General features: G+C 49.5%; 15 protein-coding genes and 1 pseudogene. 14 read left to right on the forward strand and 2 right to left on the reverse strand.

The genetic code is table 11. The features are described 5' to 3' along the window. The first annotated feature begins 37 nt into the window (after positions 1 to 37). The 7 genes from ligA to rlmD all read left to right on the forward strand — a co-directional run bounded on the left by ligA (position 38) and on the right by rlmD (position 9,299). The gene (gene ligA / locus H3M12_RS07030; protein ID WP_129031057.1) at positions 38 to 2,092 is read left to right on the forward strand and encodes an NAD-dependent DNA ligase LigA; all 2,055 of its coding nucleotides are present in this window, start codon (positions 38 to 40) and stop codon (positions 2,090 to 2,092) included. Between the two features lie 39 nt (positions 2,093 to 2,131). Next, the gene (locus H3M12_RS07035; protein ID WP_170954917.1) at positions 2,132 to 3,256 is read left to right on the forward strand and encodes a CamS family sex pheromone protein; all 1,125 of its coding nucleotides are present in this window, start codon (positions 2,132 to 2,134) and stop codon (positions 3,254 to 3,256) included. 231 nt (positions 3,257 to 3,487) lie between these two features. Further along, the gene (gene gatC, locus H3M12_RS07040) at positions 3,488 to 3,793 is read left to right on the forward strand and encodes an Asp-tRNA(Asn)/Glu-tRNA(Gln) amidotransferase subunit GatC (RefSeq protein ID WP_129031055.1); all 306 of its coding nucleotides are present in this window, start codon (positions 3,488 to 3,490) and stop codon (positions 3,791 to 3,793) included. A 7-nt stretch (positions 3,794 to 3,800) separates the two neighbouring features. Beyond that, a complete protein-coding gene (gene gatA, locus H3M12_RS07045; RefSeq protein WP_182150560.1) occupies positions 3,801 to 5,270 on the forward strand; it encodes an Asp-tRNA(Asn)/Glu-tRNA(Gln) amidotransferase subunit GatA in 1,470 nt (489 codons plus the stop codon). Next, positions 5,270 to 6,691, forward strand: a complete 1,422-nt coding sequence (gene gatB / locus H3M12_RS07050) for an Asp-tRNA(Asn)/Glu-tRNA(Gln) amidotransferase subunit GatB (RefSeq protein WP_129031053.1) — start codon at positions 5,270 to 5,272, stop codon at positions 6,689 to 6,691. The genes gatA and gatB overlap by 1 nt, the downstream gene beginning before the upstream one ends. A gap of 22 nt (positions 6,692 to 6,713) precedes the next feature. After that, the gene (locus tag H3M12_RS07055; RefSeq protein WP_129031052.1) at positions 6,714 to 7,754 is read left to right on the forward strand and encodes a diacylglycerol kinase; all 1,041 of its coding nucleotides are present in this window, start codon (positions 6,714 to 6,716) and stop codon (positions 7,752 to 7,754) included. 174 nt (positions 7,755 to 7,928) lie between these two features. Next, positions 7,929 to 9,299, forward strand: a complete 1,371-nt coding sequence (gene rlmD / locus H3M12_RS07060; RefSeq protein WP_129031051.1) for a 23S rRNA (uracil(1939)-C(5))-methyltransferase RlmD — start codon at positions 7,929 to 7,931, stop codon at positions 9,297 to 9,299. A 102-nt stretch (positions 9,300 to 9,401) separates the two neighbouring features. On the opposite strand, the gene H3M12_RS13130 is transcribed toward rlmD, so the two are convergent. Continuing rightward, positions 9,402 to 9,566, reverse strand: a complete 165-nt coding sequence (locus H3M12_RS13130; RefSeq protein ID WP_407657795.1) for a helix-turn-helix domain-containing protein — start codon at positions 9,564 to 9,566, stop codon at positions 9,402 to 9,404. 177 nt (positions 9,567 to 9,743) lie between these two features. Here H3M12_RS13130 and H3M12_RS07070 point away from each other — a divergent pair, with 177 nt between their 5' ends. Next, positions 9,744 to 10,775, forward strand: a complete 1,032-nt coding sequence (locus H3M12_RS07070; protein WP_182151057.1) for an IS30 family transposase — start codon at positions 9,744 to 9,746, stop codon at positions 10,773 to 10,775. On the opposite strand, the gene H3M12_RS07075 is transcribed toward H3M12_RS07070, so the two are convergent. Further along, on the reverse strand, positions 10,710 to 11,624 hold the full coding sequence (locus tag H3M12_RS07075; RefSeq protein WP_129033347.1) for an AraC family ligand binding domain-containing protein: 915 nt from the start codon (positions 11,622 to 11,624) through the stop codon (positions 10,710 to 10,712). The two genes, H3M12_RS07070 and H3M12_RS07075, sit on opposite strands and share 66 nt — an antisense overlap. 166 nt (positions 11,625 to 11,790) lie before the next feature. On the opposite strand from H3M12_RS07075, the gene H3M12_RS07080 reads away from it, so the two are divergent. From H3M12_RS07080 to H3M12_RS12995, 6 genes and pseudogenes are all read left to right on the forward strand, one after another. After that, positions 11,791 to 13,071, forward strand: coding sequence for an MFS transporter (locus H3M12_RS07080; protein ID WP_182150561.1), 1,281 nt, complete (start codon positions 11,791 to 11,793; stop codon positions 13,069 to 13,071). Positions 13,072 to 13,082: 11 nt separating this feature from the next. Continuing rightward, positions 13,083 to 14,660, forward strand: coding sequence for an alpha-L-rhamnosidase-related protein (locus H3M12_RS07085; RefSeq protein ID WP_129033349.1), 1,578 nt, complete (start codon positions 13,083 to 13,085; stop codon positions 14,658 to 14,660). A 12-nt stretch (positions 14,661 to 14,672) separates the two neighbouring features. Next, positions 14,673 to 15,926, forward strand: a complete 1,254-nt coding sequence (locus H3M12_RS07090; protein ID WP_129033350.1) for an MFS transporter — start codon at positions 14,673 to 14,675, stop codon at positions 15,924 to 15,926. A gap of 37 nt (positions 15,927 to 15,963) precedes the next feature. After that, positions 15,964 to 17,924 (forward strand): annotated as a pseudogene (locus H3M12_RS07095) (alpha-L-rhamnosidase-related protein). A 217-nt stretch (positions 17,925 to 18,141) separates the two neighbouring features. Continuing rightward, complete coding sequence (locus H3M12_RS12895; RefSeq protein WP_225423577.1) at positions 18,142 to 18,558, forward strand: hypothetical protein; 417 nt, start codon at positions 18,142 to 18,144, stop codon at positions 18,556 to 18,558. Beyond that, complete coding sequence (locus H3M12_RS12995) at positions 18,470 to 18,658, forward strand: GNAT family N-acetyltransferase (RefSeq protein ID WP_225423578.1); 189 nt, start codon at positions 18,470 to 18,472, stop codon at positions 18,656 to 18,658. The genes H3M12_RS12895 and H3M12_RS12995 overlap by 89 nt, the downstream gene beginning before the upstream one ends. Positions 18,659 to 18,769 lie beyond the last annotated feature (111 nt).

An 18,769-nucleotide genomic window follows, 5' to 3' on the forward strand; every position in this document is an offset into this window, starting at 1 on the left:
CACCGACGATAATCCTAAAAGAGGGAGCGTTTCAGATATGACTGACAAACCCGTTCAAGAGATGACTGAGCAAGCGGCCGCTGAGGAAGCGGCGACGTTACGGCCCCAATTGCGCAAGTGGGGCCAACAATATTATGATGCTGACAATCCAGCCGTTGAAGATGACGTGTACGACCGTAACTATGCCCGTTTAGTAGCCTTAGAAACGGCCTTTCCGGCGTTAGTGACGCCGGATTCCCCGACCCAACACGTCGGCGGGAGCGTACGCGGTGACTTGCCCAAGGTCAACCACGATATTCCCATGTTATCGTTAGGCGATGTCTTTTCTATAGACGAACTGCGGGAATTCAACGACCGACTACGCAAGGACGTGGCCACTGAAGATACGACTGATGAGGGCTTCGACTATAACTGCGAATTAAAGATTGACGGCCTAGCGATTTCGTTACGGTACGAAAATGGCAAGTTTGTCCAGGGTTCGACGCGGGGCAATGGAAGCATCGGGGAAGACATCACCGATAATTTGGCCACCTTGCCATCGATTCCTAAAAAGTTGAGCCGGCCATTGACCATCGATGTGCGGGGCGAATGCTACATGCCTAAGCAAGCTTTCTTGGACTTGAACGCCCGGCGTGAAGCCGAAGGAAAAGCCCCGTTCGCTAACCCACGGAATGCGGCGGCTGGTAGTTTACGGCAGTTACATGTGCAGGTCACGGCGGAACGTAAGCTCGAAACTTTCATGTACAACATCGCTGACTACGAGCCACTCGACACCCGCACCCAAAGTGGGTTGTTAGACGAGCTCGCAGAATTGGGGTTTAGCACCAATCCGACCTACCAGGTCGCCCATAACATGGACGACGTGGCGGCCTATATCGACCAGTACCAAGCCAAACGCGCCGACTTGGCGTACGGCATCGACGGTATCGTGATCAAGGCCAACCCGTTACCGTTACAGCGGGCCATCGGGGCGACTGTCAAGGTGCCCCGGTGGGCGATTGCCTACAAGTTTCCGCCCGAAGAGGTCGAGACCGTGGTCCGCGATATCGAGTGGACCGTGGGACGGACCGGCATCGTCACGCCGACTGCGGTGATGGACGCCGTGAAGTTGGCGGGAAGTACCGTGGCGCGCGCGTCGTTGCATAACCCGGACTACTTGCAGGCCAAAGATATTCGTCTCGGGGATGCGGTCTTACTGCACAAAGCGGGTGACATCATCCCGGAAATTTCGAACTTCGTGGCGGACAAACGGCCTAAAGATGCCCAACCAGCGCCGATTCCGACGACGTGTCCGTCCTGCGGGGCGCCGCTGGTCCATTTAGATGAAGAAGTGGCCTTGCGGTGCATCAATCCTAGTTGCCCGGCCCAATTAGCGTCTGGAATGGCCCACTTCGCCTCCCGTAACGCGATGAACATCGATGGCTTGGGGCCAAAGATTGTGGCGCAACTCTTCGATAAGCAACTGGTCCAAGACGTGGCCAGTCTGTACCATTTGACCGCTGAGCAATTGTTAACTTTAGATAAATTTGGGGAGAAGTCGACCCAAAACCTCTTGACAGCCATTGACAATAGTCGCCATAATTCATTAGAACGCTTGCTCTTTGGCCTAGGCATCCGCCACGTGGGCGCTAAGGCCGCTCGCTCGATAGCGGAACGTTTCGGTGATTTGCGAAGCTTAATGGCGGCGGACACCGCGACTATCGCTGCCATCGACACCGTGGGGCAGATCATCGCCGATAGTGTGGTGACTTACTTTGCGACCGACCAGGCGCAACACTTGGTGGCTCGGCTCGATGCCGCGGGGGTCAATTTGACCTATACCAGTGGTGAAATCGTCACGGCACCGGACAGCCAGTTTGCGGACCAACGGGTGGTCTTGACCGGGAAGCTACAGAATCTGACCCGCCCCGAAGCCACGAAATGGTTGGAGACCCGCGGCGCCAAAGTGACTAGTTCCGTGTCCAAGAGCACCAACCTGGTGATTGCGGGTGAAGCGGCCGGGAGTAAGCTGACCAAGGCCCAGGAGTTGGGGATTCCCGTATGGGATGAAGCCCAGCTGAGTGCGGCCATGGCGGACGAAAATAACGGATAATCTTAGGAGGAAACAGTCGTGAAACGGTTACGAACCTTTATGGCCTTAGCCGCCGTCCCCTTGATTTTGGCGGGATGTGGTGATTTAGGCGGTTCGAGCGTGTCGACAAGCTCGAACAACAGTAAGTCGGGAGGCACCCAATTAACGGGGCAGTCTACCGATAGTGATTATGAAGGGGTCATTGAGAGTGGCCACTACCGGGTCAGCAAGTCACGGGGCGTGACCAACTCCCAAGACTCCGACAACACTTATAACCTGAAGAGTTTTGAAAATGGGATGTTGAACGTGTCGAAGAAGGTCTTCTCGACCAAGAAGTACGTCTTCCAGGAAGGGCAGTACCTCAGCAGCGATACCGTCCAGAACTGGTTAGACCGCAAGTCGAAGTCTAATTCGACGGGGTTGAACCCGGCGTCTAATGGGTCGAAGTCGCCGAACAAGCGGAACCCAATCTACATTCAGGCCTTGGAAGAACAGGACTACATGACCCAAAAGAACAATAAATTGTCCTTAGGCGGCGTGACCATCGGGATTGCCGTTAACTCGATCGACTACTACAAGAAGACCCAGTACGGGTCGACTTATCAGACCAAGATCAGTAAAGCCGAAGGAGAAGCCTACGCCAAGAAGGCGGCTAACACGGTCTTACAACGTTTACGGAAAAAGTCGGCGTTGAAGAACGTCCCAATCGTCATTGCAGTCTACCGGCAGGCATCTAACGATAGCCTGGTCGGCGGGAACTTCCTGGCTTACTCGACCAATAAGGCGGGTAAGACCAGCGTCTCATCGTGGACACCCCTCGACGTCAAGAACTACACCTTCCCGTTGCAAAGCGGCCAGAGTAGTCCGAACAGTAACGATTCTAGTGCGTTCTCGAACTTTAAGAGTGAGGTCGAGGACTTCTTCCCGAATCTGAGTGGGGTCACTGCGCAAGCCCAATACGATGGGAAGTCCTTGTCGGGGATGCACGTCAACATCACCACGCAGTTCTACAGTCAAACGGAAATCATTAGTTTCACGCAGTACTTGCAGACGACGGCGCAGAAGTACTTGCCATCGGGTGTCCCAATCGACATCACGGTATCCTCGACGGATGGGATTCAAAGTTTCTTGTCCCGGTCGAAGAATGCCAAGAAATTTAGTAGTCACGTCTTCAACAGTTATTAAAGTTTAACGTCACTTATGAGTGGTCGGTCCAGTGAAATTTAGTCAATTTCGGGACCGGCCACTTTGCCTGTTTGAATGGGGGGGTATGGCCACCAAATGGTAAAACGACCGATTTTTGGTGAGATTCTTTGGTGGTTCTCCGTTCTATGGTAGAATAGCAATGTATGTTTGCATTGTGGGATTTACGGTGCAAACGGGGATACCGGATAAATTAGAAAGAGGGATAAATTGATGGCTAATCGAATCAATCGTGAACAGGTCAAGCACGTGGCCGAACTGGCCAAGCTGGAGTTTACGGACGACCAATTGGACGCCTTAACCCCACAACTCGACGACATCATCGGCTTATTCGAGTCGTTGGGTGAAGTGGATACCACTAACGTGGAACCAACCAGTAGCGTCACGGATCAGCTTAACGTCATGCGCGACGATGTTGCCGAAGACTGGGGACAAAGCCACGCACTGTTAAAGAACGCACCGGATGCCGCTCGCGGCTACATCAAGGTGCCAACCATCATCGACGAAAGCGAGGATTAATCAATCTATGAATTATTTTAAGTCAGATCTCGCGAGTCTCCACGCTGATTTGGTGGCCAAGAAGATTAGTTCTAAGGAATTAACGCAGGCTACTTTTGACAATATCAAAGCGACCGACCCCAAGATTAGTGCCTTTTTACACTTAAACGAAGACCAAGCCTTAGCCCAAGCCGAAAAGATCGACCAAGCGGGCATCAGCGATGACCAGCCCTTAGCTGGGATTCCATTGGCCTTTAAGGACAACTTGGTCACCAAGGACGAACCGACGACGGCCGGCTCGAAAATTCTGGAAAACTTCAAGCCAGTCTACGACGCCACGGTAGTTCAAAAGCTGAACGCAGCCAAGATGGTCGCTGTTGGGAAGACCAACCTGGATGAGTTCGCCATGGGTGGTTCAACAGAAAACTCTGCTTTCAAAACCACCAAGAACGCCTGGGACCAAACCAAGGTTCCCGGTGGCTCGTCAGGTGGTTCGGCAGCTGCCGTTGCGTCTGGCATGGTACCCGCAGCCTTAGGTTCTGATACCGGGGGCTCAATTCGCCAACCCGCAGCCTTCAACGGTGTGGTCGGCATGAAGCCCACGTACGGTCGGGTCTCTCGGTGGGGCCTGATTGCCTTTGGTTCCAGCCTTGATGAAATCGGGACCATGACGCGGGGCGTGAAGGACAATGCCACCATGTTAAGTGCCATCGCGGGCCACGATGCGCACGATTTGACCACTTCGACACAACCAGTGCCGAATTTTGCGGCTGACTTGACCGCGGCCACTAACGTTAAGGGCCTGCGGATTGGGTTACCCAAGGAATTCCTGGCTGAAGGGGTCAACGATGACGTCAAGCAAGCCATCTTAGCCGCCGCCGACACCTACCAGAAGTTGGGTGCGACGGTCGACGAAGTCTCCTTACCGCACAATAAGTACGGGGTTGCGGCTTACTACATCATTTCCTCATCCGAAGCGTCCTCAAACTTACAACGGTTCGACGGGATTCGCTACGGTTACCGGGCGAACGACGTTAAGAGCTTAGACGACGTTTACGTGAAGTCCCGTTCCGAAGGCTTCGGTCCCGAAGTTAAGCGGCGCATCATGTTGGGGACTTTCTCCTTATCCGCTGGGTTCTACGATGCCTACTTCTTGAAGGCGGCTAAGGTGCGGACCGTCATTTTGAACGACTTCAAGGCCATCTTGAAGGACCACGACTTTATCTTGGGTCCGGTCGCGCCAACCACGGCTTACAATATCGGTTCCGAAGTCACGGACCCGATGACCATGTACATGAACGATATCTTGACGATTCCGGTCAACTTGGCGGGTCTACCTGGCTTGTCCTTGCCAGCTGGCTTCAGTCAGGGCTTACCAATCGGAATGCAACTGATTGGACGGCCGTTTGACGAAAGCACACTGTATAAGGCCGGTTACGTCTTTGAACAAAACACCGAATTTCATAACCAAATTCCCACGTTAGGAGGCCAAAACTAATGAATTTTGAAACGACCATTGGGTTGGAAGTCCACGTGGAATTAAAGACCAACTCGAAAATTTTTAGTCCGTCACCGGTAGAATATGGTGACGAGCCCAACGCCAACACCAACGTGATCGACTGGGGGTATCCTGGGGTCTTGCCCAGCACCAACAAGGGCGTGGTCGCCGATGGGATTATCGCCGCTTTGGCATTACACGCCACGGTGGAACAAAACACCCACTTTGACCGGAAGAACTACTTCTACCCGGATAACCCGAAAGCTTACCAAATCACGCAGGCCGACAAGCCTATCGGTCACGATGGTTGGATTGAAATCGACGTTGACGGTAAGAAGAAAAAGGTCGGTATCGCCGAAATGCACATCGAAGAAGATGCCGGGAAGAACACCCACGAACGTGATCATTCCTACGTCGACTTGAACCGGCAGGGGACGCCGCTGATTGAAATCGTCTCGAAGCCAGATATTGCGTCGCCGGCTGAGGCTTACGCTTATCTGGAAGCTTTACGGCAACGGATTCAATTCACCGGGATCTCCGACGTGAAGATGGAAGAAGGGTCCATGCGGGTCGACGTCAACATTTCTGTCCGTCCCGTGGGCCAAGATAAATTCGGGACCAAGACTGAGCTGAAGAACTTGAACTCCTTTACCTACGTTAAGCGCGGGTTGGAATACGAAGAAAAGCGGCAACAACAGGTCTTGATGTCCGGCGGGTCCGTCCGTCAAGAAACGCGGCGGTTCGACGAAAAGACCGGCGAAACGATTTTGATGCGGGTCAAGGAAGGGTCCGACGATTACCGCTACTTCCCTGAACCAGACCTACCAGCCTTACAGATTTCTGACGACTGGATCAAGGAACTCGATGCGGCCATGCCTGAAATGCCGACTGACCGGCGGAAGCGCTACGTCAGTGACTTGGGCCTAACCGACTACGACGCCATGGTCATCACCCAGACCAAGGAAATGTCCGACTTCTTCAACCGGATGGTCGACTTGAAGGCCGATCCGAAGATGGCGGCCAACTACCTGCAAGGGGACGTGAACGCCTACCTGAACGATAACCAGGTCGACTTGAGCCAGACCGACTTGACACCAGAAAACTTAGCCGGCATGATCAACTTGATTTCCGACGGAACCATTTCGACCAAGATGGCCAAGAAGGTCTTCAAGGCGGTCACTAAGGGCGAAGAACCCAAGGCGTACGTTGAAGAACATGGGTTGGTACAATTATCCGACCCAGCGAAGTTACAACCGATCATCGATGATGTGCTGGACCAAAATCCGCAATCTATCGAAGACTACAACAACGGGAAGAAGCGGGCCGTTGGTTACCTCGTGGGTCAAATCATGAAGCAGACCCACGGCCAAGCCAACCCTCAAGTGGTCAACAAACTCTTGATGGCCGCTTTGACTCACTAGAGAAAACACGGAGGCACCAAACATGCGTAAACGGGCACGGGTCATTTATAACCCAACCTCAGGCCGCGAGGCGTTAAAGAAAGATATGATCGACATCTTAGCGGTGTTCGAACAGGCGGGCTATGAAACCAGCGCCTACGCGACCACCCCAGCACCGCACTCGGCACGTGACGAGGCGACACGGGCGGCTAAGGCCGGTTTTGAACTCATCGTTGCAGCCGGCGGTGATGGGACTATCAATCAGGTAGTCAACGGCATCGCGGGTTTACCGCACCGGCCTAAAATGGCCATCATCCCGGCCGGAACCACTAACGATTACGCGCGGGCGTTACACATTCCCCGCGAGGACCCGTTGGCAGCGGCTAAGGTGGTCTTAAAAGATCAAACCATCAAGATGGACATTGGCCAGGCCGGCGAACAGTACTTTATCAACATCGCGGGTGGCGGTCTGTTGACCGAACTGACCTACGACGTGCCGTCAAACCTGAAATCCATTTTTGGGTACCTGGCTTATCTGATCAAAGGCGCTGAACTCCTGCCACAGATCAAACCGATTGAGATGGATTTGACCTACGATGGGGGCCACTTCCGCGGTAAGGCGTCGATGTTTTTGTTGGCGCTGACCAACTCGATTGGTGGGTTTGAAAAGATTGTGCCGGATGCCGCCTTAGACGACGGTAAGTTCACGATGATCATCGTGAAGACCGCCAGTATGCCGGAAATGTTGCGGCTGATGGGGTTGGTCTTGAATGGTGGTCGGCACATCAACGATCCCCATATCGTCTACGTCAAGACCAATAAGGTCACGGCGCGGCCCGTGCACGACCGCATGATGATCAATTTGGATGGTGAATACGGTGGCGATGCCCCCATGAAGTTCCGCAACCTGCGGCAACACATCGAAATGTACGCCAATCTGGATGCCATTCCGGATTCGGCCGTGACCAACGAAACGGCCGAGATGCTGGAAGCCGAAGAGAAATTCGTCAAGCAGGTCCAGAACTTGCCGGAAGACGAGGACGATACGGCTGATGTCTCATCGGCCAAAGGTGACCAAGACTAAACGGTGGTGGTTAACCGTTTGCCGAGGGCAACTTGCGAAATTGCTAGGCGATTTTCATGGAGCTTGCTGTCCACGTTGCATCATTTAAAGGGATATAGGTTTACGGGAAAGGGATTTTGCGTGATAATGGGGCAAAGTCCCTTTTCTGACGCTAGAAAATAATGAGGTAGATTAATGAAAATCAAAGCACCAGTGACTAAGAATCAACGGGTCGACGTGACTATCGCCGACCTGACGTATCAAGGCATGGGCGTGGCCAAGGTCGACGACTTTTCGTTGTTCGTCGAAAACGCCTTACCCGGTGAGCAGGTGACGATTCAGGTCACCAAGGTCCAAAAGCACTACGGGTTCGCCCGGGTCGTGTCGTGGCAAACAACGTCACCCGACCGAGTTGCCGACGTCGACAAGACTTACCGGCAAACGGGAATTGCGCCACTGCAACATTTGGCATACCCGGCGCAATTAACTTTTAAGCAACACCAAATCGAAGAACTTTTTGCTAAGGCTCACATTGATGTAACGGTCGACCCCACGCTGGGGATGGCCAACCCGACGCAGTACCGGAACAAGGCCCAAGTGCCGGTCCGGATGGTCAAGGGGCAATTGGAAACCGGCATTTACCGGCAACACAGCCACGAATTGATTCCGTTGACCGACTTTTACATTCAAGACCCCGAAATCGATAAGGCCATCGTCAAGGTCCGCGACCTCTTACGGCAGTTTGAGATCCCGGCCTACGATGAAATCAACGATAAGGGTGTCATCCGTAATGTGATGGTGCGGCGTGGCTACTACAGCCACGAGATGATGATCGTCCTGATCAGTCGCCAACAGAAATTACCTAGCCAGGCACAGCTGGTGGAAGAAATCCACAAAGAGATTCCGGCAGCGACGAGTATCATTTTGAACGTCAACGCTCGCCGGACCAACGTCATCATGGGGAACGTCACCCGGGTACTTTACGGCAAGCCAACGATTGAAGACCAATTGTTGGGCCTGACGTTTGCCATTTCGGCACGGTCGTTCTACCAGGTCAATCCGCAGCAGACCGAAAAACTTTACCAGATGGCCATCGACAAGGCTGGTTTGACCGGTAACGAGACCGTGATCGACGCGTACTGTGGGATTGGGACCATTTCTTTGGCCTTAGCCAAGCACACCAAGCAGGTCTACGGGGTCGAAATCGTCCCTGAAGCCATCGAAGACGCCAAGGTCAACGCGCAAAAGAACCACATCACCAACGTGGAATTTGCGGTGAACAAGGCCGAAGATCAGATGGCCCAGTGGCAAGAAGCGGGTGTGAAGCCTGACGTCATCGTGGTCGACCCGCCACGGAAGGGTCTGGCATCGAGTCTGATTGACAGTGCTGCCAAGATGGCCCCAGAAAAGGTAGTCTACGTGAGCTGTAACCCGGCAACGTTGGTTCGTGACGTGGCCCACTTCCAGGAGTTGGGGTACGCCATTGATGGCGCTATCCAGCCCGTGGACCAGTTCCCACAAACGCCACACGTGGAATCCGTGACGGTGTTAAAACGGGCGAAGTAAATAATTTGAACAATTGAATAAGACAAAAAGGAAGCCCCCATTGAAGTTGATGCTAACTTCAGTAGGGGCTTTTACTATTAGAAAAAACGATTATTAAGGAGATTAGTTGTGTTCACCAGCATGTTGTCGCCTAAATTGGGTAGGTGTCATGTTGAGCTTGGCTGTAAACAAGCGAAAGAGGGATGAAGGATTTTTGTAACCAATTTTTGCTGAAATTGTGCTGATAGGGAGAGTAGTGTCGAGCAAGAGGCCTTCAGCGATGAGCAACCTTTTTCGATTGAGCAGTTCACCAAATGATGAGTTGGTATAACTTTTTATTTTACGCGCGTTTTATAATCAAGTTAGCCAAATACTTTTAGCTAATTGATAAAATAAAAAACACCAAGATAAATCTCTGTTATCATTGATGTTCCTACACAAACAATGAAAGAGGTTATTGTCTTGATGCAAGAACAGAATACCACAGTCAGAAAAAAAGGTCAGCACCTAACTTCGTTTGAACGAGGCAGAATTGCTACGCTGCACAGCCAAGGCTATTCCAATCGTGCAATTGCCAGAGCGCTTAATGTTTGTCATCAAACAATCAATAATGAATTGTGCCGCGGCGAGATCGACCAAGTAAAAAAAGTGAATGGTCAACGCCAATATTACGCTGTATACTCACCAGAAACAGCACAAGCTAAGTACGAAGCTAATCGAGCCCACTGTCATCGACCTTTGAAACTCGTCGGTGTCGCTGATTTTATCGACTATTTTACGACTCATTTGCGTCAAGATGGTTGGTCGCCTGATGCAGCAGTAGGACGGGCCAAACTTGAAGGCTTATATCAACCTGAGGAGATGGTCTCGACCAAGACGCTATACCACTATATTGATGCCCAGTTACTTGAAGTCCGCAATCTTGATCTACTCGAAAAAACGCGCCACCGTGCCAAACATCATCACTCGATCAAGCACAAGCGTCTGGCCGGACGGAGTATTGATGAACGGCCTAAAAGTATCGACCAGCGCCAAGAGTTCGGCCATTTCGAATTGGACACCGTGGTGGGCAAGCGCAACGGTCAAGAGAGTGTGATCTTAACGCTGATCGAGCGTCAATCCCGCTGCCAAATTCTACGTTTGATCGATGGTCGTGATGCCGATTCAGTCAACTATGAGCTGGCCAAGATCTGTCAAGAATACGGATCAATCATGAAGTCAGTTACTGCCGATAATGGCGCTGAGTTCTCGGAAGTTGGCGCTGTACTTACCGGTGTCGCTGACCTTTATTATGCCCATTCATATCGTTCCTCTGAGCGTGGGACTAACGAAGCGCATAATCGAATGATCCGCCGCGATGTACCCAAGGGTCTATCCATGGATATTTTGGGTCCTCATGATATCCAAGCAGTTGAGTCAAAGCTAAACAATTTACCGCGCCGGCAAACTGGCTATCAAACACCCAAAGAGCTTTTCTCCGCTGCTTCCGCCGGTTAAGTTAAGTCCATAAAATATGAATATTAATGAAAATACTGATTTAATAGGATTTATCGTGTGGCTAATTTGTTCTTGCAATTTGGGACTTTTTATTTTATTACTTAGGTAGTTTTTATTGTAGCTAAATCGGTGGCTAAGCTCATCTAACGTCACCGAGTCGTAATGTTCATCAATGTAGTGAATGACTTGATAGATGGGATCTACAGTCGTTTTAAGAGTATGAAGATTAGTGAAGAGCGGTTTTGGTAAACAACTGATTGCAGCTTCCATGAGTAGCCCACGTGTAGCATAAGGTTGCGCTTGTGTTAACAGATACAGCATAAGTGTTTCCCACAGTTGTGTGGCTGGAACCTGCTGGCTTAAATCATAAATCAGAAAGTTTTCGTGATTGATTTCGGTCGCTTGTGCTGTGTACAAAAAACGACTGAAATATTTTGCGTTGGAAATTTCGGTGAGAAAGTTGGTGGGAAGCTGGTCAATATCCAATAAGATGTTGACCAGTAAATCATCTTTGCCCATGTAGCCGTAATTTTGAATAATTTCACGATCCATGACCAAGAGATGACCAGCAGTTAGGGTAAAAGATTGACCATCTAAGTGTTGGTGAGAAGTACCGGAGTATTGATAGTTGAGTTCCACAAAGTTATGTGTATGGGATGGCATGTAGGAATATCGATGTTGCTTGGTACTGGCCACAAAGGAGTGTTGAAAGAAAGTGCCTTTGGGGATACGCGGAATAATATTTGGGCCAAAGCGCAGACCCATATCGTTAATGTTTATCCCGTGATTTAGGCGCTGTTGGATTTCGACAACGTCTTCACGATGTAATAGTTCAAATAATTGATTCATTAGCTTAGTCCCCTTAAATAGTAATTGAACAGGCTATTGTTAGTTATATTATAAAAGGATTTTCTGTAGTTTTGCAATAAAAATACGAGTTTTATGATATTGTAAGCGCTGTCAAAACGTCTAATATAATAGATGTAGCGAGTTTAGATAGAAAAGGAGTGTCAACATGGATGATAAAGCATTAGTCTCTCAATATCGACCTTTAGCCGCTGCTGCGGGAATTGGTTCGATCTTGGGATCCGGAATTATTGTTGGGCTGTCGGCCACGATTACCGTCTGGCAAAAGGGATTAGGCCTGACCAATAGTGAAGTCGGGGTTATCTCGGCGGCGTTAACGTTTGCCATTGCGATTGGTGGTTTCTTATCGGGACCGGTCGGCAGAATGTTTGGTTTGATGCGTTCATTCAATTGGATGAACTTGGTTTATGCGTTAGGAGCACTTATTTGCGTTTTTGCACCAAGCTACGTAGTTTTGCTATTAGGGGTCATTGTGACGGGATTAGCGTCAGGCATGGATTTACCTTTGAGTTTAACGGTGATCTCACACGATGCACCGAACGACAAGGTATCCTCTAGCTTAGTTTCCTCGACGCAAGTTTACTGGCAGATTGGGATTTTTATTTCATACATTTGTTCATTTATTGTTTCCAAGATGAGCGGGGCTACGGGTGCCCGAATCGTTTTTGCTATTTTAACCGTTATTGCGCTGATCACTTGGTTATGGCGGACATTCTCAACAAAATTCAAGACCTTTCACGAAAAGGACAACCAGTACCGGGCGGCTGATGAAAAGACCACGTCTAACGAAGTTAGTGGTGGGTCAGCCATCAAGCTCTTATTCAGTGGGAGCAAGAAGAACCATTACTTGGGGCTGTTCTTAGGTATTTTCATCTTCTATATTTTCTGGAATTTATTAGCGAATACCTTTGGTCAATTCCAGACCTTTACGTTGGTCCAAGCTAACGCCTCTCAAACGTTCGCAACTGGTGCCGGAATTGTCTTAAACTTCGTTGGGTTAGCTGCGGTTATGCTCTTTTCGTCGGTTGCTGCGGGTCCTAAGCGGAATACGTTCTTTATTGTTGGGATGATTATTCAAGCGGCCGCAATGTTTGGCTTAGCTATTTCAAGTCATGATTTATGGCCAATCGTTATCGCCATTGGGTGCTACAACATTGGGAACAATATCGCTGGGGAAGCTATTTATAAGGTTTGGACACAGGAATCCTTCCCAGTTGAATCCCGTGCATCCTTGCAAGGATTTATGAACGGGTTCTCCCGGTTTGCCTGTGGTCTGTTTGCGTTCGTGACGCCAGCCTTAGTCATGCCATCAGTGATTCGCTACACTATGTTTGGTTTCACGGCGTTGATTGCCATTGGCTTTGTTGGCGGGCTAGTCGTCATTGCCCTCCAAAAGAAGTACGGCATTAGTGAAGGCGAAAAAGGATAAGGTGAGATAGAATGGCATTTAAGTTTCAAATTAATAATGACGTGACCTTTAATCACGATACTAAATTGTTAAAGAAGGCGGCACAACTAACACCCAAATTGACCGAAAAGGTCGTCCACCCGGTGATGCTAACCAAGGTTGTTCCGAATAAAAGTAAATTAGACCAAGTTGGTATGGAAAAGGTTGCCGATGTTAGTGATTTGGATCAAATGAAGTTTCAACGGGATGGAAAAGTGGTTTTAGATTTTGGCCGCCATTACGTGGGCAAATTCAAACTTAATATTCGACACGTGGGATCACCTCAAGATGCGCCGTTAGCATTACGCATCAAGTTTGCGGAAGTTCCAGCCGAACTGACGTATGAGTCGGCGGACTATGACGGATGGTTGAGTAAATCCTGGATCCAAGAAGAAGTGTTCCATATTGATCAGCTCCCGGTTGAGTTGACCTTACCACGGCGCTATGCGTTTCGGTACGTGGAATTAACGGTGATTGACACATCACCGAAATGGTCAGCGGTCTTTAGCCAGCCAGAAGTCACGGCGGTCAGTTCCGCCGATGAACGAACTTTGACGCCAATCAAATTGACTGATCCGGATTTGCAAAAAATTTACGATGTCAGTGTTGACACGTTGCATGATTGCATGCAAGAAGTCTTTGAAGACGGCCCCAAGCGTGATCGGCGTTTGTGGCTAGGGGACCTGAGACTTCAGGCGTTGGCCAATTACGCCACGTTTGGAAACAATGATTTGGTAAAGCGTTGCCTGTATCTGTTTGGTGGGATGACGGCCCAAGATGGTCGTATCGTGGCCAACGTCTTTACCAGCGCGGATCCACAACCTGACGATACCTTCTTACTGGATTACAGTTTATTCTTTATCTCAACATTATATGATTATGAGCAGCACACGCATGACCAAACTGCTTTGACGGATCTACTGCCCGTGGCACAAAAACAAATGGATTATGCCTTACAGTACATTGACCAAAACGGGGTCTTCCATGAAGACGAGGATTACCCCGTCTTTGTGGACTGGTCAAATGAATTTGACAAGACCACTTCGGGTGAAGCGATTATCATCTACGTGCTGAAGCAATTTATGACGTTGTTAAAAGAGACACAACAGGAAACACAAAAGTACGCTGCTGTGTTGCAAAAGATGGTGACTTACTCGTTAAATGAACTGTTTGACCCAGCCAAGAACTTATTTGTCAGTGGTGATCAAGCTGAAGTGAACGTCTCTAGTCAAGTTTGGATGACCCTAGCGGATGTGATGCCAGCTAAACAAGCGCATGATGTCATGGCGACTGCCGAAAAAGAACTCTTTCCCATCAAAGGCATTGCGACGCCTTATATGTATCACCACGTAGCGGAATCCTTACTGAAATCCGGTTTAAAGCAGGACGGCATTCGATTGTTGAAGAGCTATTGGGGTAAGATGATCGATCTGGGAGCCGATACTTATTGGGAAGCGTTTGAACCGGAAAATCCAGACTACTCACCGTACGATAATCCCATTGTATCGAGCTATTGCCATGCTTGGGGTTGCACACCGGCTTATCTGATTAAAAAGTACTTATTAAATTAGGAGTTGATCGAAATGGGGACGAGTCCAAAGCAAAAAATGGATAGTAAGACCCTTTCGCTAGTATTTGTCGCTGGGATTGCGTCGTATTTGGATTCCAGTTTGTTGGTCAGTTTAGGGGTGGCTTTACCAATTTGGACGAAAGTCATGCATTTGACGCCGTTACTGACCGGATTTATTTCAACGCTACTGACGCTGATGGTTGCCTTGGGTGCAGTTGTTGGGGGCTGGCTGTCTGACCGCTTTGGTCGGGTTCGAGTCTTCAATCTAGATATTCTTTTTGTGGCCATTGGTGCCACTATCATTGCCTTTGCGGGCAACCTTCCCGTGTTGTTAGTGGGGACGATTATCGCTGGAATTGCGTCGGGGGCTGACTTGCCAACTTCGTTAGCCGTCATTTCTGAACGGACGTCTGACAGCATGTATGGGCGCTCAATTACGATTACCCAAGTCTTTTGGACCGTCGGTATTTTGCTGTCGCAGTTCATTGGGTTCTTAACGTCCGGCATGACTTACGGGTCCGTTCGGTGGATCTTTAGTGTGATTGCGGTCGTTGCCTTTGCTAACTGGTGTGTCCGGGCCTTTTCGACGAAGTTCAAAAACGTTGAAATTAGCTTGCAACAAAAAGAAGCTGGCAATGCTGATGATCAACGGGAACAAAAGAAGCTCAAACTATGGGATGTTTTCAAGAATAAGCAATACTTGAGCGTGCTGATCGTATTGACCCTGTTCTACCTATTCTGGAACTTACCAGCCAACACCTGGGGTTCGTTTGTCAACTACTTTTTGGTAACGGTTTCAGGGCGAACCCAGGCTTTTGCCACGCTGGTCGCGTTGGTGGCCAATCTGTTCAACTTGGCTTCCAATTCAATCTATATTAAAGTGTCTGATACGAAGTACCGTTATCCCGTGATGTACGGTGCGATTATCGTGGGGTCGTTAGCCTTCTTCTGCGCGGGCATTTGGAGTAGCGTTTGGTGGGCCTTCACAGTGGCTTACATCCTTTATTCAGCGACGAATACGCTGTGTGGGGAACCGATTTATAAGATTTGGACCCAGACATTCTATCCGGTCGACGTCCGGGCTTCCATCACCGGTTTTTCTTACGGCTTTGTCCGGTTCTTTACGGCCATCTTCTCACTGTTTACGCCGATGTTGATGGCCTGGTCCGTTCAAAAGTTTCTCTGGATCATTTTCGCTTGTGCGTTGATTTCCGGTGGCTTTGCCGTGGTGATTGTCCGGATGCTTCACCGGCGTGGTTTAGCTTAAAGCATTTTAAAAATAGAATTGAGAAGGGAGTTTTATCATGGGTGTTTATTGGATTTGGTATCCAGGCGATTTCGAAATCCATCAAGGCATGTTACAGAACTTTTCGCGAGAAGAACGGGGGATGCGCTGGCCGGCCTATTGGTACGTGGATGACAATTACTGCAATGTGAAGTTTGAAAGAACTTACACTCTTAAGCAAGCCACCACGTTTACGGTCCACACACGGCAAGCTGGCTACCTGACGATTAATGATAAAAAATATCTAGTCAACCAGCCGATTACCCTGGATGCCGGGAAACAAGAGATTGTGGCATACATTTTTAGTGCCACGGAGCAACCGACCGTCTACATTGAAGGCGAGGTTATTCATTCCGATGCCAGTTGGGTAGCGGATAACTACGTGACGCAGCGAGCCGTTGGCTACAGCAATCTGTTTACGACCCTCGACGATGATCCGAATGTGATCCCATACGAGGAGCATGACGTCCAGCCGAAGACCACGGAGGCGGTGAATGGTGGCCTCTTGATCGACTTTGGGGAAGAGATTAACGCGAAATTGCGGGTTGCAAACCAAACAACACCAATTACGATCTGTTATGGCGAATCGCGGACTGAAGCGCTGGACACGGTAAACTGTTACTATCAGCAAGCTGGAATCACAAGTGAGACTAAGATTCCTAAGCGGGCGTTTCAGTATCTGTTTGTGCCTAATTATCAAGCTGATCATCTGGATATCACGGCCACAACGGTGGGCTTGAAGATGCCTAACCGATCTTCGTTTAAGAGTAATGAGACCTTAATCAACCAGATCTGGGATATGTCAACGCGCACCTTTAAACTTTGTACTGATTTGTTCTATATTGATGGCGTCAAGCGTGACCGCTGGATCTGGGGCGGTGATGCGTATCAGGATGCTTTCATCAACCAATATACCTTCTTCAACGAAGACGTGGATAAGCGGACCATTATCGCCTTGCGCGGACACGATGAGATCAAGCAGCACATCAATACGATTGTTGATTACTCTCTGCTATGGGTCATCAGTATTTATAACCATTATGAAACGACTGGCGATCAGGCCTTTATCCGGATGATCATGCCCCGCATGGAATCGATGATGGACTACTTGTTGGCCCAGACCAATAAGTTAGGTTTTATCTACGGACGTAAGGGCGATTGGATCTTTGTAGATTGGTCGGAAATGGATAAAGATGGCACGATAGCGGCTGAGCAGATGTTTTGCTCCAGGCCTTGAAGGCCATGATGACGGCTAAAGAAGTCATCGGTGAAGATCCTGCTAAGTATCAGGACTGCTTTACCACGCTGAAAGCAAACGTCGTCAAGTACTTTTGGAATGACCAAAAGGGCGCCTTTATTGACAGCTATGAGTCCGGTAAGAATCACGTCACCCGGCACGCCAATATCTTAGCCGTACTGTTCGATTTAGTTGACGCTGACAAGCAACAACAGATCTTAAAGAACGTGTTGCTTAACGACCAGATTACCCAATTGACTACGCCGTACTTTAAGTTCTTTGAACAGGATGCCTTATGCCGCTTGGGGCAATTACCTCAAGTTTTGGCGACCATCAAAGACTACTGGGGGGCCATGGTCAAAAAGGGTGCCACGACGGTTTGGGAAGAGTACGATCCACAGGTTCAGGGGAAAGACCAGTACGCGATGTATGGCGACCCCTTTGGCAAGAGTCTCTGCCATGCCTGGGGAGCCAGTCCTATTTACTTATTGGGTCGTTACTTCTTAGGGCTGCAACCCACTAAAGCCGGGTATGAGACCTTTGAAGTTCAACCACACTTAGATGACTTTACTCAACTTGACTGTAGCTTACCGGTCAAGGGTGGTCAGGTCGACTTCCATTTGGCTGATGGCCAGTTAACCGTCACGAGTACCCGTGATGGCGGCGTGGTCATCGCTGATGGGCAGCGCCTCCCTTTAAAGAAAGGGCAAGCCGTTAAGGTAGACGTTAAATTAACGGTCTAAAGGGTTTAAAGTAAGGCATATTTTGTCAGTTAAATTAGTGAAGGGGAAAGGAGTCTAGTTCGCTGAAGTGGATTCCTTTTCTTTTTCTCTTTTGTGGGAAATCATGATCATAACAGGGAGAGAGCTTCTCATTTGAGTCTTGCCATGAGGTCCAAAGTAAGATATAACAAACAATAGTCAAACTAGACATTGAAAATTGATAACAGGAGGATAACCCATGTTAGATCAAGTCAAAATCTTAACAGCCGCAGATGCTACTACGGCCGGTGACTTCTACCAAGCGGTCTGTGCCCACCAGGCCCAAGACGATTACGGCCCTGAATGGACCTGGGGCGATTACCCGAACCAAGCGGATATCCTGGCAGCTTGCCAGCAGGGCCAATTGCTCGGTGGGTATCAAGAAGGCCGTTTAGCTGCGGCGGGAAAACTCACTCGCGGTGACGACCCAACCTATCATGCGGTCCCGTGGCCGACCGAAGCCACGGACAATCAAGTGGCCGTCTTGCACCTGTACGCGGTTTCGGGGCCAGGGCGTTTCATCAGCGATGCTCCAAGCCATTTTAAAGACGGCCAAGCAGCAGGGCGCGACCGTGGTTCATTTAGATGTGGTCAAAGGCAACGTCCCCGCCGATAAACTGTACGAAAAGAATGGGTTCAAATTGGTCGCCGACATGCCACTAGACTATCCAGACCTCGGTGTGACCCCCGCTAAGTTGTACGAGTGTCAGCTTTAATTCAGTCCGTAACGGGATAATTGACGGCGTAACTCTGACCAGCTATGCTTAAAAGTTAAGGGACATCGCTAATGATGTTCTTAATTCAAAGACAATTAAATTTAGAATTCA

The sequence above is a fragment of the Levilactobacillus suantsaii genome, assembly GCF_014069315.1.
GTDB classification, from domain to species: Bacteria; Bacillota; Bacilli; order Lactobacillales; family Lactobacillaceae; genus Levilactobacillus; species Levilactobacillus suantsaii.